This window comes from Microbacterium sp. p3-SID336 (assembly GCF_025143365.1).
Classification (GTDB): Bacteria; Actinomycetota; Actinomycetes; order Actinomycetales; family Microbacteriaceae; genus Microbacterium.
Genome location: NZ_JALXPE010000011.1, coordinates 48,018 through 74,211, shown reverse-complemented (window position 1 = coordinate 74,211; position 26,194 = coordinate 48,018). Strand labels below are relative to the sequence as shown.

At 70.1% G+C, this 26,194-nt stretch carries 26 protein-coding genes; 11 read left to right on the top strand and 15 right to left on the bottom strand.

The window, feature by feature from the left end; translation table 11 throughout:
• Together M3C17_RS04995 and def are read right to left on the bottom strand one after the other, a co-directional pair.
• A partial coding sequence (locus M3C17_RS04995) for a septum formation family protein (RefSeq protein WP_259976541.1) occupies positions 1 to 508 on the bottom strand: 508 nt, incomplete at its 3' end.
• 116 nt (positions 509 to 624) lie between these two features.
• The gene (def, locus tag M3C17_RS04990; RefSeq protein WP_259976540.1) at positions 625 to 1,191 is read right to left on the bottom strand and encodes a peptide deformylase; all 567 of its coding nucleotides are present in this window, start codon (positions 1,189 to 1,191) and stop codon (positions 625 to 627) included.
• A 61-nt stretch (positions 1,192 to 1,252) separates the two neighbouring features.
• Here def and M3C17_RS04985 point away from each other — a divergent pair, with 61 nt between their 5' ends.
• Complete coding sequence (locus M3C17_RS04985; RefSeq protein WP_259976545.1) at positions 1,253 to 2,407, top strand: DMT family transporter; 1,155 nt, start codon at positions 1,253 to 1,255, stop codon at positions 2,405 to 2,407.
• Between the two features lie 40 nt (positions 2,408 to 2,447).
• Here M3C17_RS04985 and pgl read toward each other — a convergent pair whose 3' ends face one another.
• The 6 genes from pgl to tkt are packed head-to-tail and all read right to left on the bottom strand — an operon-like array spanning position 2,448 to position 10,546.
• On the bottom strand, positions 2,448 to 3,227 hold the full coding sequence (gene pgl, locus M3C17_RS04980) for a 6-phosphogluconolactonase (RefSeq protein WP_259976539.1): 780 nt from the start codon (positions 3,225 to 3,227) through the stop codon (positions 2,448 to 2,450).
• A 5-nt stretch (positions 3,228 to 3,232) separates the two neighbouring features.
• Positions 3,233 to 4,168, bottom strand: a complete 936-nt coding sequence (locus tag M3C17_RS04975; protein WP_259976538.1) for a glucose-6-phosphate dehydrogenase assembly protein OpcA — start codon at positions 4,166 to 4,168, stop codon at positions 3,233 to 3,235.
• Entirely contained in the window at positions 4,165 to 5,715 is a 1,551-nt protein-coding gene (gene zwf, locus M3C17_RS04970) for a glucose-6-phosphate dehydrogenase (RefSeq protein ID WP_259976537.1), read from the bottom strand. The genes M3C17_RS04975 and zwf overlap by 4 nt, the downstream gene beginning before the upstream one ends.
• A 21-nt stretch (positions 5,716 to 5,736) precedes the next feature.
• The gene (locus M3C17_RS04965) at positions 5,737 to 7,344 is read right to left on the bottom strand and encodes a glucose-6-phosphate isomerase (RefSeq protein ID WP_259976536.1); all 1,608 of its coding nucleotides are present in this window, start codon (positions 7,342 to 7,344) and stop codon (positions 5,737 to 5,739) included.
• Positions 7,341 to 8,453, bottom strand: a complete 1,113-nt coding sequence (tal, locus tag M3C17_RS04960) for a transaldolase (protein ID WP_259976535.1) — start codon at positions 8,451 to 8,453, stop codon at positions 7,341 to 7,343. Before tal ends, M3C17_RS04965 begins: the two co-directional genes overlap by 4 nt.
• A complete protein-coding gene (gene tkt / locus M3C17_RS04955; protein WP_259976544.1) occupies positions 8,450 to 10,546 on the bottom strand; it encodes a transketolase in 2,097 nt (698 codons plus the stop codon). The genes tal and tkt overlap by 4 nt, the downstream gene beginning before the upstream one ends.
• A 251-nt stretch (positions 10,547 to 10,797) precedes the next feature.
• Between tkt and M3C17_RS04950 the strand changes: the two genes are divergently transcribed.
• Entirely contained in the window at positions 10,798 to 11,703 is a 906-nt protein-coding gene (locus M3C17_RS04950; protein ID WP_259976534.1) for a heme o synthase, read from the top strand.
• Here M3C17_RS04950 and M3C17_RS04945 read toward each other — a convergent pair.
• Positions 11,649 to 12,209: a hypothetical protein gene (locus tag M3C17_RS04945; protein WP_259976533.1), complete on the bottom strand. Its 561-nt coding sequence runs from the start codon at positions 12,207 to 12,209 to the stop codon at positions 11,649 to 11,651. The genes M3C17_RS04950 and M3C17_RS04945 overlap by 55 nt on opposite strands.
• A 66-nt stretch (positions 12,210 to 12,275) precedes the next feature.
• Entirely contained in the window at positions 12,276 to 13,394 is a 1,119-nt protein-coding gene (locus M3C17_RS04940) for a heme A synthase (protein WP_259976532.1), read from the bottom strand.
• A 232-nt stretch (positions 13,395 to 13,626) separates the two neighbouring features.
• Here M3C17_RS04940 and sufB point away from each other — a divergent pair, with 232 nt between their 5' ends.
• The 7 genes from sufB to M3C17_RS04905 all read left to right on the top strand — a co-directional run bounded on the left by sufB (position 13,627) and on the right by M3C17_RS04905 (position 20,308).
• Entirely contained in the window at positions 13,627 to 15,045 is a 1,419-nt protein-coding gene (gene sufB, locus M3C17_RS04935; RefSeq protein ID WP_025103651.1) for a Fe-S cluster assembly protein SufB, read from the top strand.
• Positions 15,046 to 16,251: a Fe-S cluster assembly protein SufD gene (sufD, locus tag M3C17_RS04930; RefSeq protein WP_259976531.1), complete on the top strand. Its 1,206-nt coding sequence runs from the start codon at positions 15,046 to 15,048 to the stop codon at positions 16,249 to 16,251.
• The gene (locus M3C17_RS04925) at positions 16,248 to 16,574 is read left to right on the top strand and encodes a non-heme iron oxygenase ferredoxin subunit (protein WP_259976530.1); all 327 of its coding nucleotides are present in this window, start codon (positions 16,248 to 16,250) and stop codon (positions 16,572 to 16,574) included. Before sufD ends, M3C17_RS04925 begins: the two co-directional genes overlap by 4 nt.
• Before the next feature lie 3 nt (positions 16,575 to 16,577).
• Positions 16,578 to 17,348: a Fe-S cluster assembly ATPase SufC gene (sufC, locus tag M3C17_RS04920; protein ID WP_025103648.1), complete on the top strand. Its 771-nt coding sequence runs from the start codon at positions 16,578 to 16,580 to the stop codon at positions 17,346 to 17,348.
• Positions 17,349 to 17,358: 10 nt separating this feature from the next.
• Entirely contained in the window at positions 17,359 to 17,688 is a 330-nt protein-coding gene (locus M3C17_RS04915) for a metal-sulfur cluster assembly factor (protein ID WP_017202280.1), read from the top strand.
• 98 nt (positions 17,689 to 17,786) lie between these two features.
• On the top strand, positions 17,787 to 18,941 hold the full coding sequence (locus tag M3C17_RS04910; protein ID WP_259976529.1) for a MalY/PatB family protein: 1,155 nt from the start codon (positions 17,787 to 17,789) through the stop codon (positions 18,939 to 18,941).
• Positions 18,938 to 20,308, top strand: a complete 1,371-nt coding sequence (locus M3C17_RS04905) for an MFS transporter (RefSeq protein WP_259976528.1) — start codon at positions 18,938 to 18,940, stop codon at positions 20,306 to 20,308. The genes M3C17_RS04910 and M3C17_RS04905 overlap by 4 nt, the downstream gene beginning before the upstream one ends.
• Here M3C17_RS04905 and M3C17_RS04900 read toward each other — a convergent pair.
• The gene (locus M3C17_RS04900; protein ID WP_259976527.1) at positions 20,271 to 20,855 is read right to left on the bottom strand and encodes a TetR family transcriptional regulator; all 585 of its coding nucleotides are present in this window, start codon (positions 20,853 to 20,855) and stop codon (positions 20,271 to 20,273) included. The genes M3C17_RS04905 and M3C17_RS04900 overlap by 38 nt on opposite strands.
• 50 nt (positions 20,856 to 20,905) lie before the next feature.
• On the opposite strand from M3C17_RS04900, the gene M3C17_RS04895 reads away from it, so the two are divergent.
• Both M3C17_RS04895 and M3C17_RS04890 read left to right on the top strand, forming a co-directional pair.
• Complete coding sequence (locus tag M3C17_RS04895) at positions 20,906 to 21,610, top strand: energy-coupling factor ABC transporter ATP-binding protein (RefSeq protein WP_259976526.1); 705 nt, start codon at positions 20,906 to 20,908, stop codon at positions 21,608 to 21,610.
• The gene (locus M3C17_RS04890) at positions 21,607 to 22,200 is read left to right on the top strand and encodes a CbiQ family ECF transporter T component (RefSeq protein ID WP_259976525.1); all 594 of its coding nucleotides are present in this window, start codon (positions 21,607 to 21,609) and stop codon (positions 22,198 to 22,200) included. Before M3C17_RS04895 ends, M3C17_RS04890 begins: the two co-directional genes overlap by 4 nt.
• Positions 22,201 to 22,203: 3 nt before the next feature.
• On the opposite strand, the gene M3C17_RS04885 is transcribed toward M3C17_RS04890, so the two are convergent.
• From M3C17_RS04885 to M3C17_RS04870, 4 genes are all read right to left on the bottom strand, one after another.
• Positions 22,204 to 23,502, bottom strand: coding sequence for an acyltransferase (locus tag M3C17_RS04885; protein WP_259976524.1), 1,299 nt, complete (start codon positions 23,500 to 23,502; stop codon positions 22,204 to 22,206).
• 97 nt (positions 23,503 to 23,599) lie between these two features.
• Positions 23,600 to 24,271: a response regulator transcription factor gene (locus tag M3C17_RS04880; protein WP_259976523.1), complete on the bottom strand. Its 672-nt coding sequence runs from the start codon at positions 24,269 to 24,271 to the stop codon at positions 23,600 to 23,602.
• Complete coding sequence (locus M3C17_RS04875) at positions 24,268 to 25,545, bottom strand: sensor histidine kinase (RefSeq protein WP_259976522.1); 1,278 nt, start codon at positions 25,543 to 25,545, stop codon at positions 24,268 to 24,270. The genes M3C17_RS04880 and M3C17_RS04875 overlap by 4 nt, the downstream gene beginning before the upstream one ends.
• A 5-nt stretch (positions 25,546 to 25,550) precedes the next feature.
• Complete coding sequence (locus tag M3C17_RS04870) at positions 25,551 to 26,168, bottom strand: DedA family protein (RefSeq protein ID WP_259976521.1); 618 nt, start codon at positions 26,166 to 26,168, stop codon at positions 25,551 to 25,553.
• Positions 26,169 to 26,194: the final 26 nt, after the last annotated feature.

Below are 26,194 nucleotides of genomic sequence, written 5' to 3'. Positions count from 1 at the left end.
CGGCGCCCTTCAGCGATCCCTCGACCTGGCCGGCCGGGTCGACGATGAGGCACTGGATCACGCGGTCGTTGGCCTGCTCCCAGGAGTCCTGGCTCGGCGTGAGCGTGGTCACGTCCAGCGCGGAGTCCTGGTAGGCGACGCCGACGAACGACGTGAACGCGTCGCCGATGCAGCCCTCGGAGGCGGCGCTGATGGCGTCCTCCGAGAAGTCGCCGTCGTCCATCTTGATCTCGTAGAAGACCTCGTTGTCGTGCGGCTCATCGCACGGCACGACGTTCGCGTCGGTCAGCATGCCGGAGCCGGTCTCGAGCATGCAGTCGCCGAGCTTCACGGAGAACACGTCGATGTTCGCGCTCTCCGTGACCTGGCCGGTCTCCTCGTCGCGGTTGGCGTCGCCGGAGCCGCCACCCAGGATGCTGTTGATCGCGCCGCAGCCGGTCAGCGTGAGCGAGACCGCCACAGCCGAACCTGCGAGCACGAGCGCGCGACGAGTGCGCATCTTCATCATGATTTCCCCTTCACAGCGTGGTGCGGGGCATGCCGATATATCCCCGCCGCGAACACGCTATAGTGCCCGAAGTCTGTGATGCAACTTGAGAGAACCTTTGTACGCGCTGAAAGCGCTCAGCCCTCGAGGTCGTCGACTCCGGGCATCCAGCTCACTCCGGGGCGCCCCCAGCCCCGCTTGCGTGCGATCTTCTGCGTCGTCTTCCAGTCCGCGTCCGAGAGGCGGTCGATGTAGAGGATGCCGTCCAGGTGATCGAACTCGTGCTGCATGATCCGCGCACGCCAGCCGTCGACCTCGAGGGAGACACGGGCGCCATCCAGATCCAGCGCGGTCACCATGACGCGTTCCGACCGACGCAGCGGGAAGCGCTCGCCCGGGAACGACAGGCAGCCCTCGGACTCGAGGTCGGGGTCGGGCGCTCCGGGCTCCGGCGGCGTCATCCACAGCACGGGGTTGATCAGTACCCCTCTCCACGGCTGGTCGTCGTCGTCGACGTAGGAGTACGTGTAGATGCGCAGCGGCACTCCGACCTGGGGTGCAGCGAGCCCGACGCCCGGCGCCGCGTCCATCGTCTCGAACATGTCGGCGACGAGCGCACGGATGTCGTCGGTGATCTGCTCGACGGGGGCTGCGGGGGAGTGGAGGACAGGATCCCCCATGATGCGAATCGGAAGTACGGGCACGTCACAACCCTAGTCGGCGGGTGTCTCCGGGTAGGGTCGTACTGTGAATGCAGGGGTGTGGATGGGGACGGCCGAGGACGTCGGCGACCAGCTCGTCGGTGCCTTCCAGAATCCGGGCATCCTGCTCGGGATCCCGCTCGCTCTCGCCGGCGCGGTGTTCATGTCCCTGGGCGCGCAGTATCAGCATCGCGGCGTCGAGAAGGTGGAGCGGCTCAGCGGCTCCACCGGCACCTCCGGCCTCAGTTTCGCGCAGATCAAGGCGCTGCTCACCCGCCCATCCTGGCTCATCGGCACCCTCATGCTCGGGCTGGCGATCATCTGTCAGCTCGCGGCCCTCGTGCAGGCCCCGCTCATCGTCGTCCAGCCGCTGGGCGCCATCGCCCTGGTGATCACGACTCTCCTGAACGCGCGGATCTCGGGGCATGCCCCGACGAGGCAATCGCTCACCGCGATCGTCGCGTGCGTGGGCGGCATCTTCCTGTTCGTGTTCTTCGCGGCGATCTTCGCGACCGAGCAGGACGTCACCGATCGCGAGCTCTTCGTGATCCTCGCCCTGCTGCTCGTCGTCATCATCGTCCTCGGCGCCTGCTGGCTCATCCTGCGCCACCGCATGCGAGCGTTGTTCTACGTGATCGGCGCCGGCATCCTCTACGGCTTCGTGGCCACGCTGGCGAAAGTGGTCATCAAGCGCATCGAAGCGGGACAGTTCGAGTGGATCACCGCGATCTGCGTGCTCGCGCTCATCTCGGCCGCGGCCGTGGGCGCCTACTTCGTGCAGACCGCCTACAGCTCGGGCCCGCCCGACCTGGTGATCGCCGGTCTCACGGTCGTCGACCCGCTCGTGGCCGTGCTCATCGGCATGGTCGTGCTGGGCGAGGCCGCCGCCGCGCCGTGGTGGGTCATGGTCATCTTCGCGATCGCAGGCGGCATCGCCGTGTGGGGCGTCGTCGGGCTCGCGCGCTACCACCCGCAGGTGCTGAGCGACAGCCAGGAACTGGGCATCACCCGGGGCAGCACCGCGTTGACCGCCACTACGGCGACGGAGGACGGGAGTGACGCGCGCAAGGGGACGACGGGTGCCAGCCCGGCACCACAGAGCGCGCGGTCGGAATCCGGCGCTCAGGGCTCGACGGATGCCCCGTGGCGCGCGGACCGGTCGTCGCGCGCGGAGCCCGAGGCCAAGCCGGGGACGACGCCTCCATCCGAAGCCCCGTAGCCGCACACGCAGCCGCGGCGTGAGAGCGCGTACGCCGGCCTCAGTAGGCCTGGTCGATGAGGTCGGGGGAGACCTCGGAAGCGGCAGCCTCGTCGACGAAGTACACCGTGCGCTTGCGCCCCTTGGCGCCGGCCGCCGGCACGCTCGTGTAACTCGCGCCGGCGAGGGCCAGGCCGAGCGCCGAGGCCTTGTCAGCGCCCGTGAGCACGAGCCAGACGCGCTTGGAGGAGTTGATGACCGGGCGAGTGAGGGTGACCCGCTCCGGCGGCGGCTTGGGGGAGTCGCGCACCGGCAGTGCCGCCGCATCGGTGACCGTGACCTCGTCGCGGTCAGGGAACAGCGACGCGATGTGGCCGTCCGGCCCGACGCCGAGGAAGCACACCGCGAACGACGGCCACGGGTGCTCGTCGGTGCCGAAGCGCGCCAGCTCCGCCGCATAGGCCGCGGCGGCCTCATCGAGCGACAGCCCGCTGTCGGAGGCGGCGACCTCGTGGACGTTCTCCGCAGGCACGTCGATGCGGTCCAGCAGGGCGTGGCGTGACTGCAGCGCGTTGCGGTCGGAGTCGTCGCGGGGAACGAAGCGCTCATCGCCCCACCAGAAGTGCACGAGCGACCAGTCGATCTCGCTCGCGCGGGGGTTGTCGGCGACGGCGCGGAGAACCGCGCCACCCATCGAGCCGCCCGTCAGCGCGATGTGCGCGAGCCGTCCATTGCGGGTGCGCGCCCGCACCCGCGTGAGGAAGCGATCGGCGACCCGGAGGGCGAGGGCGGTGGGGGTGGCCTCGACCACGACCCGCTTCTCTGCGGACGATTCCGACATCGGTGTCACTCTCCTGTCTCGGGCGGACCGAGCTTCTCCCAGCCATCCGTGATGACTCGACCGTACAGGAGATCTGGATCCAATCTGCGCAGCTCCTCCGCCAGGCACTCGCGCAGCGTACGCCGCGGAAGGTGCAGATCGTGGTCCGGCTGGCCGGGCTGCGTGAGCACGGCCACGCCGGGGGCGGGCCGCTCCAGCAGAATGTCGCCGGAATCGCGGGTGAGACGCACCGACTTGATGCCCTCCTGCCAGCGCTCCGGATCCTCATAAGACCACTTCACCGGCACGTCCAGCGCCATCTGCAGCCACGCCGCCAGCAGCGCCGTGGACGGGGAGGCCGCGGCCCCGCGCACCTCGACAGCGGTGATGGTCTCGTACGGCGGCTGGTCGAGGACGGCTGCGAGCTGCTCGCGCCAGTGCGTCAAGCGGGTCCAGGCGAGGTCGGTGTCGCCGGGCGCGTGGGTGCGGCCGAGCAGCGCGAGCCGGTCGCGCACGTCGGGCGACGTCGCCGCGTCGGTGATGCGACGCTGTGCGATGCGGCCGAGTGGGGACGTCGCGGGGGAGGTCGGAGCCTCCTCCGGCCACCACGCGACCACGGGGGCATCGGGCAGCAGGAGGCCCGTGATCAGGCTCTCCTCGTTGCTGGCCGCGTCGCCGTAGGCGTGCAGGACGACGACCTCGCTCGCGCCGGCGTCACCGCCCACGCGGATCTGCGCATCCAGGTGCGCCTCGCCGTCGCCCGTGGTCAGCACGATCACGCGCATCGGGTGCTCGCGGGAGGCGTCGTTCGCGGCATCGATCGCCGCCTCTGCCACGCCGTTGCGAGCGGAGATGACGAGCGTGAGCACGCGGCCGAGGGCGACGGCTCCGCCCTCTTCGCGCACCTTGACGAGCTGCTTCGCGACCTGGCTGACGGTCGTGTCGGGAAGGTCGATGATCACGGGCGTCTCCAGACTCGTCCGTCGCGGGCCAGCAGGTCGTCGGCGGCGGCAGGCCCCCAGGACCCCGGGGCGTACTGCTCCACGGGTCCACCCTGCGCGGCCCAGTACTTCTCCACGGGGTCGAGGATCTTCCAGGAGAGCTCGACCTCCTCGTGCCGAGGGAACAGCGGCGGATCGCCGAGAAGCACGTCCAGGATCAGTCTCTCGTACGCCTCCGGGCTCGCCTCGGTGAACGCGTGGCCGTAGCCGAAGTCCATCGTCACATCGCGCACGTTGCTGCCGGTCCCCGGCACCTTGGAGCCGAACCGGATCGTGACGCCCTCGTCGGGCTGCACACGGATGACCAGGGCGTTCTGCCCCAGCTCGGACGCGTTGCCGCGACCGAACAGGTGCTGCGGCGCGCGGTTGAACACCACCGCGATCTCGGTCACGCGGCGACCGAGCCGCTTGCCGGTGCGCAGGTAGAACGGCACCCCGGCCCAGCGGCGCGTGTCGATCTCGAGCTTGATGGCCGCATACGTCTCGGTCGTGGACTCGGGGTTCATGCCCTCCTCGTCGAGGAAGCCGGTGACCTTCTCCCCGCCCTGCCAGCCGCCCGCGTACTGTCCGCGCGCCGTGGCGAGCGACAGGTCCTCAGGGACGTGGACGGCAGCGAGCACCTTCTCCTTCTCCGCCCGAAGGTGCTCGGCGGACAGGCTGATCGGCTCCTCCATCGCCGTGAGCGCCAGCAGCTGCAACAGGTGGTTCTGGATGACGTCGCGCGCCGCGCCGATGCCGTCGTAGTACCCGGCGCGGCCGCCCACGCCGATGTCCTCCGCCATCGTGATCTGCACGTGGTCGACGTAGTTGCGGTTCCAGATCGGCTCATACAGCTCGTTCGCGAAGCGCAGCGCCAGGATGTTCTGGACCGTCTCCTTGCCGAGGTAATGGTCGATGCGGAAGATCGAGTCGGCGGGGAAGGCGACCTCCAGCGCCGCGTTCAGGGCGCGGGCGGACTCCAGGTCGTGACCGAACGGCTTCTCGATCACGACACGGCGCCAGCGCTCGTCATCGTCGGCGTCCTGGCCGACCAGGCCGGAGTCCTTCAGCTGCTTCGCGACCAGCGGGAAGTCCTTCGGCGGGATCGACAGGTAGAACGCGTGGTTGCCCATCGTGCCTCGCTCGACGTCGAGCTTCTCGATCGTCTCTCGCAGCTTGCGGAAGGAGTCCGGGTTGTCGAACTCGCCCGAGACGAACCGGATGCCCTGCAGCAGCTGCGTCCAGGTCTCCTCGCGGAACGGCGTGCGGGCGTGCTCCTTGACGGCGTCGTACACGACCTGCGCGAAGTCCTGATCCTCCCAGTCGCGGCGGGCGAACCCGACGAGGGCGAACCCCGGGGGCAGCAGACCGCGGTTGGCCAGGTCGTAGACCGCGGGCATCAGCTTCTTGCGCGACAGGTCGCCTGTGACGCCGAAGATCACGAGGGCGCTCGGCCCCGCGATCCTGCTGAGCCGGCGATCGTCGGGGTCGCGCAGCGGGTTGTGCCCGCGCGAGAGGGGAACAGACATCGGTGAGGGCTTCTCCTGCTGTTACTTCTGTGCGGCTTCGAAGAGGGTGAGCACGTCGTCGGAGGACTCCGTGATCGTCAGCGAGACGACGGGACGACCGTGCTCGGCGAGCACGCCCGCGTCGCCGGCGGCCTGCGCCTGGATGAGCTGACCGAAGGTGAAGGGCCGGTCCGGGATCTCCAGGTCGACATCCGTGCGCTCCAGGATCTGCAGGAACACGCCTTGCGCCGGACCGCCCTTGTGGTATTGACCGGTCGAGTGCAGGAACCGCGGGCCCCAGCCGAACGTGGTCGGGCGACCGGAGTCGGCGGCGACGAGCTCGCGGAGCCCCTGCAGCTGTGGCACCTCGAGCCGGTTCACATACGCCTGGATCGACACGTAGCCGTCCGCGGGCAGCTGCGCCCACAGCGCGTCGAGGACGCCCTCGACCGTGCCGGACACCGCGAGGGCCGGGTCGGACACCCGCACTTCGACGCCGTTCTCGACGAACGCGGGGGCCGTCGGCTCCGGCCGCGCGTCGAGGAGGCCGCGCGCGGCGACCTTCGCCGACTCCACATCGGGCTGGTCGAACGGGTTGATGCCGAGGAGGTGTCCGGCGATCGCGGTGGCGTACTCCCACACGATGAACTGTGCGCCGAGCGTGCCGCTCACCAGGATCTCGCCCTCGTGGCGCTCGTGCAGGTGGAACTCGTTTGCGTCGTCGACCAGTCGGACGATCTGCAGGTCGGCAGGCACGGGGTCGAGCTCGGGGGAGACGGGCAGCAGCACGACCGGGAGGATGCCGGTGCCCTCCTTGCCGGTGGACTCCGCGATGAGCTGTTCGATCCAGTCGGGAAGGCCCTTGATGTGCGTGCCGTCCGTGATGAGACCGAGCTTGTCGCGAGGCGGGTTCGTGGCCGCGATGGCCGCGCCGAGCCGCAGGGCCGGGTTCTCGGCCGAGTCGACGGCGACCTCGAGTGACGACGCCTCCGCCTCGTCGAGCAGCTCGGCGATGTCCACGCCGGCGAGCCCCGCGGGGACGAGGCCGAACGCGGTGAGCGCGGAGTAGCGACCGCCCACGTTCGGGTCGGCGTTGAACACGCGGTAACCCGCCTCGCGCGCCGAGGCGTCGAGCGGGGAGCCCGGGTCGGTCACCACGACGATCCGCTCAGCGGGGTCGATGCCGAGGTCGCGGAAGGCGGCCTCGAACGTACGACGCTGCGAGTCGGTCTCGACGGTGGAGCCCGACTTCGAGGACACCACGAGCACGGTCTCGGCGAGGCCCTCGTCCAGCGCGGCGAGCACCTGCCCCGGAGCGGTCGAGTCGAGGATCGTGAGCGGCACACCGGAGGTCTGCGCGATCACCTCGGGGGCGAGCGAGGAGCCGCCCATCCCCGCCAGCACGACTCGGGTTACGCCCTTCGCCGCGAGCTCCTCGCGCAGCGCCACGATCTCGGGCACGAGCGGGCGGGAGACCGAAACCGCTTCGACCCAGCCGAGCCGGATCGCGGCCTCGGCCTCCGCGGCGGAACCCCAGAGGGTCGCGTCGCCGCCGGTGATGCGGGAGGCGACGAGGTCGTGCACCAGGCTCGGCACGGTCTCCTCGATGGCGGCGCGCGCGGCGCCGGAGGCGTGGATGGCGAAGGTCATCGCTGGGCCTCCAGTGCCTCGGAGACCTGACCGAGCAGGTCGTGCCAGGAGTCGATGAACTTCGCCACGCCCTCTTCTTCCAGCACCCTGGTCACGTCGTCGAAGTCGACCCCGACCTCCTGCAGCCCCGCGAAGACCTCGCGTGCCTCCTCGTAACCGCCCGTGATGGTGTCGCCCGTGACGACTCCGTGGTCGAACGTGGCCTCGAGCGTCTTCTCCGGCATGGTGTTGACGACGCCCTGGGCGACGAGCTCCGTCACGTACAGGGTGTCCGGCAGGGCCGCGTCCTTCACGCCGGTCGAAGCCCACAGCGGGCGCTGTGCGTTCGCGCCGGCGGCGATCAGGTCCTGCGCACGCTGCTCGGCGAACTTCTGCTCGAACAGCTCGTACGCGAGACGGGCGTTGGCCAGCCCGGCCTTGCTCTTGAGTGCGAGCGCGGCGTCGCTGCCGATGGCGGTGAGGCGCTTGTCGGTCTCGGTGTCGACACGGGAGACGAAGAACGACGCGACCGAGTGGATGGTGGACAGGTCGGTGCCTGCGGCCTTGGCGCGCTCGAGACCCGTGAGGTATGCCTCGATGACCTCGGCGTAGCGCTCCAGGCTGAAGATCAGGGTCACGTTGACGCTGATGCCGTTCGCGATCGCCTCGGTGATGGCGGGCAGGCCGGCCTTGGTCGCCGGGATCTTGACGAGCAGGTTCGGGCGGTCGATCTCGGCCCAGAGCTGCTTCGCCTGGGCGACCGTGCCGTCGGTGTCGTGCGCGAGGTCGGGGGAGACCTCGATCGACACGCGCCCGTCGACGTGGTTCGACTGCTCCCACACGGGGCGGAACACGTCCAGCGCGGCACGCACGTCCTGCGTTGTCGCCGCGAAGACCGCGTCCTCCGCGGTGGCGCCGGAGGCGGCGAGCTCCGTGACCTGCGCGTCGTAGGAGGTGTCCTCCTTGTCGGTGATCGCGTTGGCGAAGATCGTCGGGTTCGTGGTGACGCCCACGACGTTGCGCGACGAGATCAGCTCCGCGAGGTTGCCGGAGGAGATGCGCGTGCGCGACAGGTCGTCGAGCCAGATGCTGACGCCGGCGGCGGCGAGCTGGGCGGTGGGGGTGCTCATGCGTTCTCCTTGATGGTCTCGCGGGCGGCCGCGACGACGGCCTCGGTGGTGATGCCGAACTTCTCGAAGAGGGTCTTGTAGTCGGCGGAGGCGCCGAAGTGGTCGATGCCGACCGAGCGGCCGCGGTCGCCGACGATGCCGCGCCACGTGAGCACGGAACCGGCCTCGACCGAGACGCGCGCGGTGACGGAGGACGGCAGCACGCTCTCGCGGTACGCCTCATCCTGCTCTGCGAACCACTCCAGCGACGGCGCGGACACGACGCGGACGTTCACGCCCTCCTCGGCCAGCGCGGCTCGGGCGTTCACCGCGAGCTGCACCTCCGAGCCTGTCGCGATCACGATCACGTCCGGGGTGCCGTTCGGCGCCTCGGCGAGTACGTAGGCGCCCTTGGCGGCGTTGTCCGCCGACGCGAACGTGTCGCCCGAGGCGTCGCCCTCCCCGCGCGCGAACACCGGGATGTTCTGGCGGGTGAGTGCGATGCCGGCCGGTCCTTCGTGGCGGCGCAGGATCTCGAGCCAGACGGCGGCGGTCTCGTTGGCGTCGGCGGGGCGCACGACGGCGAGGTTCGGGATCGCGCGGAGCGTGGCGAGCTGCTCGATCGGCTGGTGCGTCGGCCCGTCCTCGCCGAGGGCGACCGAGTCGTGCGTCCAGACGAAGATGCTGGGCACGTTCATCAGTGCGGCCAGACGCACCGACGGGCGCATGTAGTCGCTGAAGATGAGGAACGTGCCCCCGAAGGCGCGCGTCGGGCCGTGCAGGACGATGCCGTTGACGATCGCGCCCATCGCGTGCTCGCGGATGCCGAAGTGCAGCACCCGGCCGTACGGGGTGCCCGACCACTCGTGCGTCGACCACTCGGCGGGGATGAACGACGGGGCGTCCTTGATCGTGGTGAGGTTCGACTCCGCGAGGTCGGCGGAGCCGCCCCACAGCTCGGGCAGCTGCGCGGCGAGGGCGTTGATGACCTGCCCGGAAGCGGCGCGGGTGGAGACGTCCTTGCCTGCCTCGAAGCTCGGCAGGGCCGCGGCGATGTCGGCGGGGAGCTCCCTCGCCTCGACCCGGTCGAGGAGCGCCTTGCGCTCGGGGTTCGCGGCCGCCCACGCGTCGAACGACTCCTGCCAGGCGGCGCGCTCCTCTGCGGCGCGCTCCGCCAGTCCGCGGGTGCGCTCGAGCACGTCCTCCGCGACGACGAAGGTCTGCTCGGGGTCGAAGCCCAGGACCTTCTTCGTGGCCGCGAGCTCGTCGGCGCCGAGGGCCGAGCCGTGGATCTTGCCCGTGTTCTGCTTGCCGGGCGACGGCCAGCCGATGATGGTCTTCAGGATGATGAGCGACGGCTTGTCGGTCTCGCCCTTGGCGGCCTCGATCGCGGTGTACAGCTCGGTGACGTCCTCGACGTACTCGCCGGTCTTCTTCCAGTCGACGACCTGCACGTGCCAGCCGTAGGCCTCGTAGCGCGCGGCGACGTCCTCGGTGAAGGCGACGTTCGTGTCGTCCTCGATCGAGATCTGGTTCGAGTCGTAGATCGCGATGAGGTTGCCGAGCTGCTGATGTCCGGCGAGGGAGGACGCTTCGCTGGTGACGCCCTCCTGCAGGTCGCCGTCGCCCGCCACCACGTAGACGAAGTGGTCGAAGGGGCTGGTGCCCGCGGCAGCGTCCGGGTCGAAGAGGCCGCGCTCGTAGCGTGCGGCATAGGCGAAGCCCACGGCCGAGGCGAGGCCCTGACCGAGCGGCCCTGTCGTGATCTCGACGCCCTTGGTGTGGCCGTACTCGGGGTGCCCGGGGGTCTTCGATCCCCACGTGCGCAGCGCCTTGAGGTCGTCGAGCTCGAGCCCGAAGCCGCCCAGGTAGAGCTGCACGTACTGGGTGAGGGAGGAGTGCCCCACGGACAGGATGAACCGGTCGCGGCCGAGCCAGTCGGTGTCGGTCGGGTCATGGCGCAGCACGCGCTGGTAGAGCAGATAGGCCGCGGGGGCCAGGCTCATGGCCGTACCGGGGTGGCCGTTGCCGACCTTCTCGACCGCATCGGCCGCCAGGATCCGTGCGGTGTCCACCGCGCGCCGATCGATCTCGTCCCACTGCAATTCCGACACGTTCATGCCCTTTCCGACAGTTTCGAGAGCGCCCGTATTCCCTGGCGCATCCGCCACTTCCCTGGCGCATCCCGCACCGTCTCGGGGACGGACGGAGGTGTGTGCGCAGCATCGGGCGCGCGAGTGCTCTCAGCATAGCGGTGAGCGTGGATCCACTCCGCGGGGGCGCGGCTCAGACCGTGTCATCGCGTGTCATACACTGGAGAGGTTGTCCCGTAACGCGCGCGGAGGAGGCGATCGAGATCTCGACGATGTCTGATCAGACCGTAGGGAAGTCGTCCATCGGTCGCACGGTGAGCGCCTACGTCACGTTGACGAAGCCCCGTGTCCTCGAACTCCTCCTGGTCTCGACCGTTCCGGTCATGTTCCTGGCCCAGGGCGGCCTGCCGAACCTGTGGCTCGTCCTCGCGACCGTCATCGGCGGCTCGATGAGCGCCGGCTCGGCCGGGGCGTTCAACATGTACCTGGACAGGGACATCGACGCGCACATGCACCGCACCGAGAACCGGCCGCTGGTGACGGGCGAAGTGAGCCCGCGCGGAGCGCTGATCTTCTCGTGGACCCTCGCGATCGCGTCCACGGTGTGGCTCTGGTTCACGACGAACTGGCTCACGGCCGTGCTCTCGGCGTCGGCGATCTTCTTCTACGTCGTGATCTACACGATGATCCTCAAGCGGCGCACCGAGCAGAACATCATCTGGGGCGGCATCGCCGGGTGCTTCCCCGTGCTGATCGGCTGGTCGGCCGTCACGGGCTCGCTGGACTGGCCGGCCTTCATCCTCTTCCTGCTGGTCTTCCTCTGGACGCCGCCGCACTACTGGCCGCTGTCGATGAAGTACAAGGACGACTACGAGGACGTCGACGTTCCGATGCTCGGCGTCACGCGCAACGCCTCCCAGGTGGGCCTGCAGGTCATCCTCTACGCCTGGGCGACCGTCGCCTGCTCGCTGCTGCTGGTGCCGATCGCGAACATGGGGCTCGTGTACACGATCTCCGCGCTGGTCTTCGGCGGCTGGTTCATCTACGAGTCGCACCGCCTGTACAACCAGGCGGTACGGGGGACCGAGGCGCGGCCGATGCGAGTCTTCCACGCCTCGATCACCTATCTGACGCTGCTGTTCGTCGCCGTCGCGGTCGACCCGCTGCTGCCGTTCTGATCCTCGGCCTCCGGCGTCGAGGAGGGATCGTCCGTCGTCGACTCGACGCTCGCTGCGTCGGTCGCGGCGTGTCCCCGATCATCGGCCGCTGTCGCGTGCGCGTCGGAGATCACCGGGCGCGCGTCTGACGCGGCCTCCGCATCCTCCGCTCGAGCGTCGTGTGAGCGGAGCAGAGCCGTGTCGTCCGTCGCGCCGACGGGTGCCGAGGGCTCGGCGAGGCCATCGACGACGACCGGCGCAGCCGCGGGCGCGGGGACGAGGGCACGCGCCGCCGTGAGTCCGAGCGCGAGCAGGAGTCCGATGAGCCCGGCGCCGAGGACCGCAGCTCCGACGACCACGAGGGACTGACCGACGTAGACCTCCACGCCGGTCGCCGTGCCGTCGAGGAGCGTGCTCGTCATGGTGCCGATCTGACCGGCGATGAGCCATCCGCCCACGCCGGTCGCGGCGAGCGACACGATGAGCAGAATCCAGAATCCGGGGGTTCGGGTGAGTGTCCTTTGCATGCCGCCCACCCTGGCCGACCCGGTGATGAGCGCCCGGTGCGGGCGCTATGCATCGTCTGTGCGCCCTCAGCGGGGGCTGTCGGCGGTGACCGCGGTCCGCTTCAGGTGCAGGACGACGACCGTGTAGGCGGCGGCCGACAGGGAGGCGAGGACCATGTGGATGCCGACGAGGATCGGCGGCAGTCCCTCCCTGGCCTGCCAGACGCCGACCCCCACCTGCACGAGGATCGCGATCACCAGCACCAGCAGCCACCGCCGCGGCTCGAGCCGGAGGATCCACGCCGACACCGTCAGCACGAGGACGAGCGCCGCGAGCACGTATCCGGGCCAGGAGTGCACGTGTGCGAGCACGGTCGCGTCGAACCCGTGACGCAGCACGTCCGCGTCGCCCGAGTGCGGACCGGAGCCCGTGGTCAGCACACCGAAGAGGATGGTCACCGCGAGAGCCAGACCCGTGACATGGGTGAGCGCGGCGAACCAGGCGGGCACGGCGCGCTCTCGCGGACCGGGAGTCGCAGACAGGCGCACGAGGAATGCGGCGGTGACGCACACCAGCAGCAGCGACGACGTGTAGTGGAAGCCCACGATGAACGGGTTCAGTCCGGTCAGGACCGTGATGCCGCCGACCAGGGCCTGCGCCACGACGCCCACGAGCACGATCCACGCGAGGAGCACCAGGTCACGGCGGGCCGGGGTGGTGCGCACGGAGTGCACGGCGGCCGCGATCACAGCGAGCAGCAGCACGCCGATCGCGATCGGGGAGGCGGGGATGTGGAAGGGGGAGGCCACGGCGAACGCCACGGCCGCGCCGACGATGCCGCCGAGCGCATACCAGAGCGCCGTGATGAGGGCCTTCCTGCCGCTGATGGTGTGCAGCACCAGGAGGACGACGACCAGGGCGATGATGCCGACCACCCCGGTCATCAGGCGGTTGCCGAACTCGATGAGCCCGTGGACCCCCTGGACTTCGAGGATCGGGACGAGCGACTCGGGCGTGCACAGCGGCCACTCGGTGCATCCGAGGCCGGAGCCCGTGAGGCGCACGGCGCCACCGGTGCCGATGATGATCGTCTCGCTGAGGAACGACAGCCAGGCGAAGACCGTCAGAGCGCGACCCCATCCCGCCGTGCGTGCAACCGGTGTCGCCCGCGTGATCGGAGCGGCGGGGATCGTGGTCTCGGGCATAAGTCCTCCGGCCCGCCGAAGACGTGGCGCACGGCCCGTCCGTCAGGCGAAACCTGTAGAATCGGATTGTTGCGATGAGCGCTGACCGCGCTGAAGCATCGTCAACAGTTTAGGCGCGATGGAAGCGCCAGTGATGAGGGCCCACCAACGGCACCCCGCTCCCGCAGACTCGACGGGGATCAGGTGTGTCGGGGCGGATGACACCGTTTGGGACCTGTGAGGAGAGTGTTGCATGTCGGATGTGCTGATCGACCGCCCGGAGCTCGACGGTCTGGGGGTGTACGAGTTCGGCTGGCACGATGAGGACGCCGCGGGAGCGGTGGCGAAACGTGGCATCTCCGAAGAGGTCGTCCGCGGCATCTCGGCTCTGAAGAACGAGCCGGAGTGGATGCTCAAGACCCGCCTCAAGGGCTACCAGCTCTTCGGCCGCAAGCCGATGCCGACGTGGGGCGCCGACCTCAGCGACATCGACTTCGACAACATCAAGTACTTCGTCCGCTCCACCGAGAAGCAGGCGCAGAGCTGGGAGGATCTCCCCGAGGAGATCCGCGAGACGTACGAGCGTCTGGGCATCCCCGAGGCCGAGCGCCAGCGCCTGGTCGCCGGTGTCGCGGCACAGTACGAGTCCGAGGTCGTCTACCACCAGATCCGCGAGGACCTGGAGGCGCAGGGCGTCATCTTCATGGACACCGACACGGCGCTGCGCGAGCACCCCGAGTTCTTCGAGGAGTACTTCGGCACGGTCATCCCCGCCGGCGACAACAAGTTCGCCGCGCTGAACACGGCCGTCTGGTCGGGCGGCTCGTTCGTGTACGTGCCGAAGGGCGTGCACGTCGAGATCCCGCTGCAGGCGTACTTCCGCATCAACACCGAGAACATGGGCCAGTTCGAGCGGACCCTGATCATCGCCGACGAGGACAGCTACGTCCACTACATCGAGGGCTGCACGGCCCCGATCTACAAGTCGGACTCCCTGCACTCGGCCGTCGTCGAGATCATCGTGAAGAAGAACGCCCGCGTGCGCTACACGACGATCCAGAACTGGTCGAACAACGTCTACAACCTGGTCACCAAGCGTGCCGTGGCGCACGAGGGCGCGACCATGGAATGGGTCGACGGCAACATCGGCTCCAAGGTGACGATGAAGTACCCGTCGATCTACCTGATGGGCGAGCACGCCAAGGGCGAGACGCTCTCCGTCGCTTTCGCCGGTCCCGGTCAGCACCAGGACGCCGGCGCGAAGATGATCCACATGGCGCCGTACACGCAGTCGTCGATCGTCTCCAAGTCGATCGCCCGCGGCGGCGGCCGTGCGGGCTACCGCGGCGAGGTGCGCGTGGACGCCGCTGCGCACCACTCCGCGAACACCGTGCGCTGCGACGCGCTCCTCGTCGACACCAAGTCGCGCTCCGACACCTACCCGGCGATCGACATCCGTGTCGATGACGTGCAGCTCGGCCACGAGGCCACGGTCTCCAAGGTCAGCGAGGAGCAGCTCTTCTACCTGCAGTCCCGCGGCATGCCCGAGGACGAGGCGATGGCGATGATCGTGCGCGGCTTCATCGAGCCGATCGCGCGCGAGCTGCCGATGGAGTACGCGATGGAACTGAACAAGCTCATCGAGATGGGCATGGAAGGATCGGTCGGCTAAATGGCGGCCTCGACGACGGCGCCCAGCGAGGCGCAGCACACGAACGCGCACATCGACCCGGCCGCCCAGGTGGCGGACGCCGGTTTCGTCCCGGTGCAGACCCGCTCCGAGCGGCCGCACTCGTTCGACCCGGACGACTTCGGCACCCCCAGCGGGCGCGAGGTCAACTGGAAGCACACCCCGATCGCGACGCTCAAGCCCCTCTTCGAGACGGCGGCCACGGGCGACGGCGTGGAGTACGTCTTCCGCACCGGGGCGCAGTACCAGGCGGCCCCGCTCGCGGCGGGGGCGGCACCGCGCGGTGAGGTCTTCCTCGCCGAGGACATCACGGCGGCCGTCGCGTGGCAGGGGGCCGCCGAGGCCCTGCACGTCCGCATCCCGCGTGAGGAGGAGGTCGCCGAACCGGTGTTCCTCGACATCACGGGCACGGGTGCCGACCGCCGCGCCGACGCGCACATCGTGATCGAGGCGCTCGAGCACAGCGTGGCCACGGTCGTGCTGCAGCACAAGGGCTCCACCCAATACGCCCAGAACGTCGAGATCATCGTGCGCGACGGCGCGAAGCTCACGGTCGTCAGCGTGCAGCAGTGGGAGGACGACGCGATCCACGCCGCCGCCCACCAGGCCCGCGTCGGCGCCGACGCCACCCTCAAGCACTTCGTGGTCAGCTTCGGCGGCGGCCTGGTGCGCGTGAACCCGAGCGTCGAGCTCGCGGGCGCAGGTTCCGAGGGCTACCTCTATGGGCTGTCCTACGCCGACTCCGGGCAGCACCTGGAGAGCCAGGTCTACCTGCACCACAAGGGCCCGCACACCACGGGCGACGTGCTGTACAAGGGGGCACTGCAGGGCGAGAGCGCACACAGCGTGTGGATCGGCGACGTGCTGATCGGCGCAGAGGCCACGGGCACGGACTCGTACGAGGCCAACCGCAACCTGGTGCTCACCGAGGGTGCACGCGCCGACTCGATCCCGAACCTGGAGATCGAGACGGGCGACATCGTGGGCGCCGGGCACGCGAGCGCCACCGGACGCTTCGACGACGAGCAGCTGTTCTACCTGCAGGCACGCGGCATCCCGGAGGACGAGGCCCGCCGGCTGGTCGTGCTCGGCTTCCTCACCGACATCGTGCTGCGACTCGGCATCCCGGACCTGGAGGCCGAGCTGCTCGCCGCCATCGAGGCCGAGCTCGCCGAGGTGGACGCGTGACCGCCGAGCGCGTCTGCGCGGTCTCCGACCTGGAGCAGGACACCCCGCTCCGCGTCGAGCCGAGCGGCGTGCCCATCACGGTCATCAAGGACGGCGAAGGCGTGATCCACGCCATCGGCGACACCTGCACACACGGCGACATCTCGCTGTCCGAGGGCTTCGTGGAAGGTGACACGGTGGAGTGCTGGGCGCATGGCTCGGCCTTCTCCCTGATCACCGGCAAGCCCCAGAACCTCCCTGCTTACGAGCCCGTCCCTGTCTATGTCGTCGAGATCGACGGCGACGACGTGCTCATCGATCCTGCTGTGACGAAGGAAGTCTGAAGAATGTCTGTTCTCGAGATCCGCGACCTGCACGTGACGGTCGAGACCGAGGCGGGGACCACCCCGATCCTCAACGGAATCACCCTCACCATGAACACCGGTGAGACGCACGCCATCATGGGCCCCAACGGCTCCGGCAAGTCCACCCTGGCCTACACGATCGCCGGGCACCCGAAGTACACGGTGACCTCCGGCTCCATCACGTTCGACGGCGAGGACGTGCTGGCCATGAGCGTGGACGAGCGTGCCCGCGCCGGTCTGTTCCTCGCCATGCAGTACCCGGTGGAGATCCCCGGCGTGACGGTGACGAACTTCCTGCGCACCGCGAAGACCGCGCTCGACGGCGAGGCTCCGTCGATCCGCCAGTGGACCAAGGACGTCAAGGAGTCCATGGCGAACCTGCGCATGGACCCGAAGTTCGCGCAGCGCAACGTCAACGAGGGCTTCTCGGGCGGGGAGAAGAAGCGCCACGAGATCCTGCAGCTCGAGGTGCTGAAGCCGAAGTTCGCCGTGCTCGACGAGACCGACTCCGGCCTCGACGTGGACGCGCTGAAGATCGTCTCGGAGGGCGTGAACCGCGCCAAGGAGTCGACCGGTCTCGGCGTGCTGCTGATCACGCACTACACGCGCATCCTCCGCTACATCCGGCCCGACTACGTGCACGTGGTGGTCGCGGGCAAGATCGTGGAAGAGGGCGGACCGGAGCTCGCCGACCGGCTGGAGAACGAGGGCTACGACCGGTTCCTCGACCCCAGCGCCCCGATCGAGGCGTAGGCTGAGCCGTATGACAGCGACCCTGACGGACGAGAAGTACGACGCGGTCACCGAGGCGCTCAAGGACGTGATGGACCCGGAGCTCGGGATCAACGTCGTCGACCTCGGCCTCATCTACGACCTCGCCTGGGATGACGAGAACGACGCTCTCGTGATCCACATGACGCTGACCAGCGCGGGCTGCCCCCTGACCGACGTGCTCGAGGACCAGACCGCGCAGGCGCTGGACAACGTGGTCGATCGGTTCCGGATCAACTGGGTCTGGATGCCGCCGTGGGGCCCGGAGCGGATCACGGACGACGGGCGCGACATGATGCGCGCGCTCGGCTTCGCGATCTGAGCGCTCCGATCACCTGATCATGAGACGAAGCGGGCGTGCCGGGCACGCCCGCTTCGACGTCTCCGCATCGGCGCGGAGAGAGAATCCCGGGAGGACGAATGCTGTCGGTCAAGGCGCTGCCGCTGTCGGAGCTGCGTGAGCGCACCAGCGAGAAATGGCGGGAGTACCCGTCGGACGTGCTGCCCCTCTTCGTGGCGGAGATGGACTTCCCGCTCGCCCCGCCTGTCACCGCTGCTCTCCAGCGCGCCCTGGAGCTCGGAGACACCGGGTACATCGCCTCGCGGACACCGCTGGCGGATTCGTACGCCGGTTTCGCGGAGCGCCGCTTCGGTTGGAGACCCGACCCGGCACGGATGCGCAGCACGGCGGACGTGAGCATGGGCATCGTCGAGATCCTCCGTCGCGTCACGCAGCCGGGGGAGCGCGTCATCGTGACGCCGCCGGTCTATCCGCCCTTCTACGACCTGGTCGCCGAGGCGGGTGCCGAGCTGGAACGTGTGCCGCTGCGCGACACCGGGACGCGGTGGGAGCTCGACCTCGACGGGATCCGCGCCGCGTTCGAGGACGGCGCGACGGCCATCCTCCTGTGCAACCCGCACAACCCGACAGGGACCGTGCACGACCGGGACACCCTCGCCGCGCTGGCCGCACTGGCCGAGGAGTTCGGCGCTGCCGTGGTGTCGGACGAGATCCACGCGCCGCTCGCCCAGCCCGGCACGGGCTTCACGCCGTTCCTCGATGTGAGCGAGGAAGCCGCCCGCGTGGGATACGCCGTGGTCAGCGCGAGCAAGGCGTTCAACCTCGCGGGACTCAAGTGCGCCCTGATGGTCACGGCGGCGGAGGAGACCAGCGCCCTCGTGCGGTCGCTCCCCGTCGAGGTGGAGTGGCGCACGGGGCAGTTCGGTCTGCTCGCTGCCGTCGCCGCGTTCTCGGAGGAGAGCGACGCCTGGCTCGACGGTCTCCTGCACACGCTCGACGAGAACCGCGTGCTGCTGGAGGACCTGCTCGCGCGCCATCTGCCCGCCGCCCGCTATCGGATCCCCGACGCGGGGTATCTCGCCTGGGTCGACCTCACGGCGCTCGGCTGGGGCGACGACCCCGCGCGGCGGATCCTCCGGGACGCGAAGGTGGCTCTGCACTTCGGGCCGGCGTTCGGGGCGGAGGGTGCCGGACACGTCCGCCTCAACTTCGGCACCAGCCCGGAGATCCTCACCGAGGCCATCACCCGCATCGCCGCGCTCGTGGAGCGATGAGCGGCACCGCTCCGGTCGCGTCGATCTGGGACGGCGCCCGCATCTGGGTGACGCTGGGGGCGGTGGCCCTCATCTTCCTCGCGGCGATCGAGGCGCTGGCGGTCACGACCGTGATGCCGATCGTCAGCGACGCCTTGAACGGCGACTCCCTCTACGCCGTGGCGTTCGCGGGAACGCTCGCGACCAGCGTGATCGGCATGGTCGCGACGGGAGCCTGGTCGGATGCACGGGGCCCGCGGGGAGCGCTGTACGTCGCCGTCACCCTGTTCATCATCGGCCTGCTGATCTCGGGCTTCGCCACGACCATGCACCAGTTCCTGGTCGGGCGGCTCGTGCAGGGGCTCGGCACCGGCGGCCAGACCGTCGCGCTGTACGTCGTGGTGGCGCGACTGTACCCGGCTCACCTGCACGGGCGGGTCTTCGCGGCGTTCGCGGCGGCCTGGGTCGTGCCCTCGATGGTGGGCCCGTTCCTGGCCGGAGCCGTGGCGGAGTACCTTGACTGGCGATGGGCGTTCCTGGGTGTCGCGGTGCTGACGGCGGCGGCCTTCCTGATGATCGCGGTGCGTCTGCGCGGCGTGGACCTGGGGCGCGGAGAGCCACAGGACCGGCGTGCGCTGGTCGTGCGGCTGGTGCTGGCCGTGGTCGTCGCGGTGCTTGCGGTCGTGATCGGCTTCTCCGCGGACCTCGACCCGCGGATCGGCTGGCCGCTGGCGCTCGGCGCCGCGCTCGCGATCGGGGTCGCCGTGCTGCCGCTGCTTCCACGGCGCACGCTCCGCGCCGGCGTCGGGTTGCCGAGCGTGGTGCTCATGCGCGGTGTCGCAGCCGGAGCCTTCTTCGCCGCCGAGGCCTACATCCCGTACCTGCTCATGCGGAAGTACGCGTTCACGGCGACGTGGGCCGGGGTGGCGCTGATGCTCGCGGCTCTCGCGTGGGCCGGCGCCTCCGCTGTGCAGGGCCGCTACGGCGAACGTCTGGGCAACCGGCGCATCACCGTGATCGGGCTCAGCGGGCTGCTCATCGCGATGCTCTGCGTGCTGTCGGCGGCGCTGTTCGACGTGTCGCCGCTCGTGGTGATCCTCGGCTGGGCGTTCGCGGGCGGGGGCATGGGACTGCTGTACCCCCGGCTCACGGTGCTGACCCTGGCCTACTCCACCGAGAGCAATCAGGGATTCAACTCGTCCGCCCTGTCGATCTCGGATGCGACGGGCTCCGCGGTGGCGATCGCTCTCGCGGGGCTCGGGGTCGCGACGCTCGGCGGCGACCCGGGGGCGGTCGGCGTGGTGTTCGCCTTCTGTGCGGGGCTCGTGCTGTTCGCGCTGGTCCCGGGACTCAGGCTCGGGCACGCCGCGGAGGCGCCGACGCGCTGAGGGCGCCGGCGAGCGCGGCGACGCCGAGGTCGAACACCCGATCGAGTCCGGCGGTGACGTCCACCGTCTCCGTGGCGGGCAGGGCGCCGTGGCTGTCGGCGTGCATGCGCTGCTGCACGAGCGTGGCGTGACCGAGGATGAAGTGGAGGAGTGCGACGGCGCGGTCCTCCGGGTCGCCAGCGCCCTCGACGCGCAGGGCGGTCGCGAGGGCTTCCTGGGCGTGGGAAGAGCCGAGCTGGAGCGCGTACGTGCTGAGCACGAGCTCCGCGCCGTCGCGGTGGGCGAAGAGGGCGTCGCGGACACCCCGGGCCGTCGACAGCACGCTGGGTGACGAGTTCGGAACAGCGGCGGTGATGCGGTCGGCGAGATCGGCGAGCAGCTCCTGCTTGCTGGCGAAGTGCCAGTAGAGCGCGCTCGGCTGCACATCGAGCCGACCGGCGATGCGGCGCATGGAGAGGTCGGCGAGCCCCACCTCGTCGAGCAGGGCGAGGGCCGTCAGCGCGACGCTCTCGCGGTCGTGCCTCGGGGGATTCGGTGACGGCGTCATGGGCCCACTATAGTGAACGGCGTTCAGGTGAACGGTGTTCAGGAGGTAGCGTGCCCTCACAGGAGGATCGGCGAGAGGCGTCGTCCTCGATCCAGCTGAACCGCGTCAGCGTCTCGATCGACGGCCGAGCGGTTCTCCACGAGGTCGACCTCGCCCTGAGCGCCCGCCGGATCGCGGTGGTCGGCGCCAACGGCTCCGGCAAGTCCACGTTCGCCCGTCTGCTCGACGGACTCGTGCTTCCCACCAGCGGCACCACCATGGTGCACGGCCTCGATGTGGCCCGCGACACCCGGGCGCTGCGCCGTCGCGTCGGGTTCGTGTTCACCGATGCCGATGCGCAGATCCTGATGCCGACGCCGGCCGAGGACCTGGCGCTGTCTCTGCGCGGACGGCCCCGGGACGAGGTCGCACGGCGGGTCGCCGAGGCCCTCGAGCTCCACGGCCTCAGCGCGCACGCAGACCTTCCCGCGTCCGCGCTCTCGGGGGGACAGAAGCAGCTGCTCGCGCTGGCCGCCGTGCTCCTCGCCGACCCTGCGCTGATCGTGGCGGACGAGCCCACCACGCTGCTCGACCGGCGCAACGCACGCCGGGTCGGAGATCTGCTGATGTCCCAGTCCGCTCAGGTCGTCGTGGTGACGCACGATCTGGAGCTCGCCGCGCGCTGCGATGTCGCGGTGCTGTTCGACGAGGGCCGCGTCGAGGCGGTCGGCGCTCCGGATGCGGTCATCGACCGCTACTGCCGGGAGTACGCGTGATCTCCCTCTACCGCCCCGGCGACAGCATCCTGCACCGGCTTCCCGCGGGGCTGGCCCTAGCAGGGCTGGCACTGGCCGCGCTCGTGCTCACCGTGTACCCGCACGACCCCGTGAGCATCGCGGTGTCGCTCGCTGCGGCGCTGCTGCTGTATCCGGTCGGCGGTCAGTCGCTGCGGGTCGCCCTCGGCGAGCTGTGGCGCCTGCGGTGGATCCTGCTCGTGCTCGCAGGAACTCTCGTCGTGTTCGTCTCGGTCGAGGCGGCGTGGATCAGCGCCGGGCGCGTCGCCGCGCTGCTGCTTCTGGCGGCGCTGCTCACGATGACGACCCGCATGTCAGACCTGCTGGCCGTGCTGCACCGTCTGCTGCGCCCGTTGCGGCGCCTCGGCGTCGATCCCGATGCCGTGTCGCTCGCGCTCGGGCTGACCCTCACGATGGTGCCCGTGGTCGGGGCGTTCGCGCAGCGGGTGCGTGACGCGGAGCGTGCGCGGGGCGTGCGACTGGGGCTGAGGGCGACAGTGCCGCTGCTCGTGCTCACGCTGCGGCACGCCGATCGCGTGGGCGATGCACTGGCAGCCAGAGGAGTCGGCTGACCTTCACGCGACACGGAGCACCTCAGGCGATGCCACGCGTCGCCGCGCCAGGTGCGTCGCCGCCGCCAGCAACGCGACCGCGACGACGACCGTGGTCACGGATGTGCCGACCGCCAGCAGCAGCACGACACCGAGCAGCCCGGCGATGACCGCTGCCGTCAGTCGCAGCCGCGAGCCGGTGGCGACGGGAGCCGGGTGCGTCTCGAAGCGATCGGCCCACACCGCGACGACAGCCGTGAGGGCGAGCGCGCTCAGCAGCCACAGCGGGCGGCCCGCCCACCAGTCGGCGCTGTCGAGGGCGGGGAGAGCGAACCCTGTGGTGAGGGCGAAGACGGCACTCGCACCGGCCATCGCCAGCAGCACGGGCATGTGCCAGAGGTAGATCGTCATGGTGCGGCGGGTGACGAAGGCCGTGAAGGCGACGACCGGCGTGCGACGGCTCAGCCGCGCGAGCCGATCCCGGTGCAGTGAGAGCAGGGCGGTGTGCCCGACGCCCACGAGCAGCAGGGCCGCCGTCGGCGGGTTGATGTTCGCGATGAGATCGGGGGAGTACACGCCGGTGAGGAACAGCGCCACGAGGAGGAGCACGGCGGCGACGCTCGCCACGATGCGGGTGCGGCGTGTGAGGGCGTCGATGCGGCCGTCCGCGAGGAAGAACCCCAGCTGCTGCAGCGCGAGCCACACGAAGGCGAGGTTCAGGAAGCCGAGGGCCTCCTGCCCGGTGACGGCGCGCAGGACGTCGACGGCGACAGCGGCCGCCGCGAGCGCTCCGATCGTGCGCAACGGTGCGCGGTCGTGCAGGGCCACGAAGGCCGGCAGCAGCGCCTGGCACAGCAGGAACACGGCGAGGAACCACAGCGGCTGACCGTACCGGAAGCCGGCGACCTCGATCAGCTCGGCAGGGACGCCGCTCAGTGTGAGCAGGGCGAGGGCGAGTCCCACGGCGGCGACGGTCACGAGGGCAGGACGGAGCAGCCGATGGACCCTGCCTGCGATGAAGTCCCGCGCCGACGAACCGCGCAGGAGTTGGCGGCGGTAGGCGAGCATGCCGGAGAACCCGCCGATCACGAAGAACAGCGGCATGACCTGGAGCAGCCAGCTCAGCGGCGCGATCCACCCGGTGCCGTCGCTCGCGTTCTGGAACAGCGGCGCCTCGTCCGCCACGGTGACGCCGACCATGATCGCGTGCAGCAGCACCACGCCGAGCACGCAGAGCGCGCGGACGAAGTCGATGCCGGTGTCGCGGTGTCCCGATGCGGCGGGCTTCGGGACGGTCGTGTGCGGGGCCGGAGCGATGGCCATGGAGTCCTCCTCGGAACGGTGTCCTCGGAGGCTATGGACGGGGTGTGTGCGGCGGCATCACCCCGTGGTGCTGTCGCGACCCCTACGACGGGGTGAGTCAGGAGGTGGGCTCGACCAGCCCGGTGTCGTACGCCAGGATCACTGCGTGCACTCGATCGCGCAGCCCCAGCTTCGCGAGCACCTTGCCCACGTGGGTCTTGACGGTCTGCTCGGCGATGAAGAGGTCGGCCGCGATCTCGGCGTTCGAGCGCCCCCGACCGATCAGTACCAGGACCTCGCGCTCGCGATCGGTCAGCTCGGCGAGAACCGTCGCGGAGCGGGAGGCGCGTGGCCGTCGCCCCGCGAACTGCTCGATCATGCGGCGGGTCACGCTGGGCGCCAGCAGCGCATCACCGCCGGCGACGACACGGACCGCGTGCACCAGCTCCTCCGGCAGGGCGTCCTTGAGCAGGAAACCGCTCGCACCGGCCTCCAGGGCGTCGTACACGTAGTCGTCGATGTCGAACGTCGTGAGCATCAGGATGCGCGGCACATGCGCGGCGGGGTAGGAGGGGCCGAGGATGCGGCGAGCCGCCTCGATGCCGTCGAGCTCGGGCATGCGCACGTCCATCAGGATCACGTCCGGGTCCAGTCGGGCGGACAGAGCCACCGCCTCGGCACCGTTCGCGGCCTGGCCTGCCACGCGGATACCGTCGTTCGCGTCCAGCAGCGCGGCGAAGCCGGCGCGGACCATCGCCTGGTCGTCGGCGATGAGCACGCTGATCGTCACGTTCTCTCCTTGTCGGGGGCGGATGAGGTGAGGGTGTTGGGCGCCGTGAGCGGCGCATCGGGCGTCAGCGGGAGTCGTGCATCGACGCGCCATCCTCCCTCTGCGGTCGGCCCCGCGGCGAGGCTGCCGCCGAGGATCTCCGCGCGCTCGCGCATGCCTCGCAGGCCGTAGCCTCCCGCGGGGGACTCGGGGCGGTGTGGCGGCGCGGCGTTGTCCACCTGGATCCGCAGCGCTTCCGGGTCGGCGTGCAGTCGCACGGACACCCGAGCCTCCGGGGCATGGCGCACCGCGTTGCTCAGCGCCTCCTGCACGATGCGGAACGCCGCGATCTGCACCGCGGGCGTCGCGGCTCCGGCGGCGTCCAGCCCCTCCATCACGAGCCCGACCTCCACGCCCGCCCGGCGGATGCTCTCGACGAGCGCCGGCACGTCGTCGAGACCCTGCTGAGGCGCGAGCTCCGCCTGCTGGTCCTCCGTGCGCAGCACGCCCAGCATCCGCCGCATCTCGGTGAGCGAGGTGCGTGCGGTGGCGGCGATGTCGTCGAACTCGGCGGCGACGACACCGTCGAGGTCCGGGATCCGATAGCGCGCGGTCGACGCCTGCACCTGGATGACGGACATGCTGTGCGCCACCACGTCATGCAGCTCCCTCGCGATCCGCGTGCGCTCCTCCACCAACGCACGACGGGACTCCTCGAGCGCACTGTGCTCCTTCTCTCGAGTGAGCTCTGCGGCGACCCGCACCCGGCTCGCCACCAGGATCGCGATCAGGAACATGGCCGCGGCGAGGGAAGCCGTGACGATGAGGTCGGCCGTGGCGCTGCCTGCCGAGGCATCCGTGTCCACGACGTCCGGTCGGAGCAGCGGGGCCGTCAGCGAGGTGAGGGTGCCGATCACGAGTGCGAGCGCGCCGAGCCGGGCGCCATGGACGAACGAGATCACGCCGACGAACAGCACGAAGGCGAGCAGCGCGGGGACGGACCAGGGCCACGGAGACTGGGTCGCGGCCACCGGGTCGACGATGACCGGGAGGGCGAACGCTCCCACCGTCATGAGGATGATCGCCGTGCGGGGACGGGACACGGCGAGCAGCGGCGATCCGCACAGCGCGGCGCCCAGGAGGAAGGAGAGCGCGAGCGGGGTGCCGTACAGCACGGTCTGCAACGGCACCACGAGCGCGTACAGCACGACGACCGCCGCAGTCAGCGCCGCGAGGGCGGTGGTGCGGCGGCTCATCCGCGGCGCGCGCGGGGGTCGCTCTCGGCGGCGTGCCATGCGTCTCATCCTGCCAGGTGCGCCACCGGAGCGCGGCGGCGGCGGAGTGCGGCGATGCGGTCGATGATCACGCCGATCACGAGAGCGAGGGCGATGGCGATCCCGGCGCTGAGCAGCGGCTGGTCCTCGATCCAGGCGCCGGCGAGAAGCCCGATCGCGATGCTGAAGACGCTCCAGCTGAGACCGGCGATCAGGCTGAGCGGCAGGAAGCGGCGCCACGCGAACCCGAGGGCCCCGGCGGACATGTTCACGGCGACGCGGCCGACCGGGATGTAGCGGGCACCGAGGATCAGGGTGGCGCTGCGTCGGTCGAGCGCGAGCTGGGCGTATGCGAAGGCGGCGGCGACCCGCGGACGCCGCATCCAGGCGAAGCGGGTCGTCCCGAGACGCCGTCCGATCAGGAAGGCGATGTTGTCGCCGATCGCGGCGCCGATGGCGGCGACCGCGCCGAGCAGCAGCAGGTTCCCGTCGCCCGTGGACGCGGCGACGGCTGCGGCGGCGACCAGGACGGTCTCGCTCGGCACGGGCGGGAAGAACCCGTCGATCACCGTGACGGCGAAGAGCACCAGGTAGAGCCAGGGGGAGGCGATGGCCTGCATGATGAGGTCGTTGAGGATGTCCACTCCAGCACGGTAGGCAGGGGGTGTCT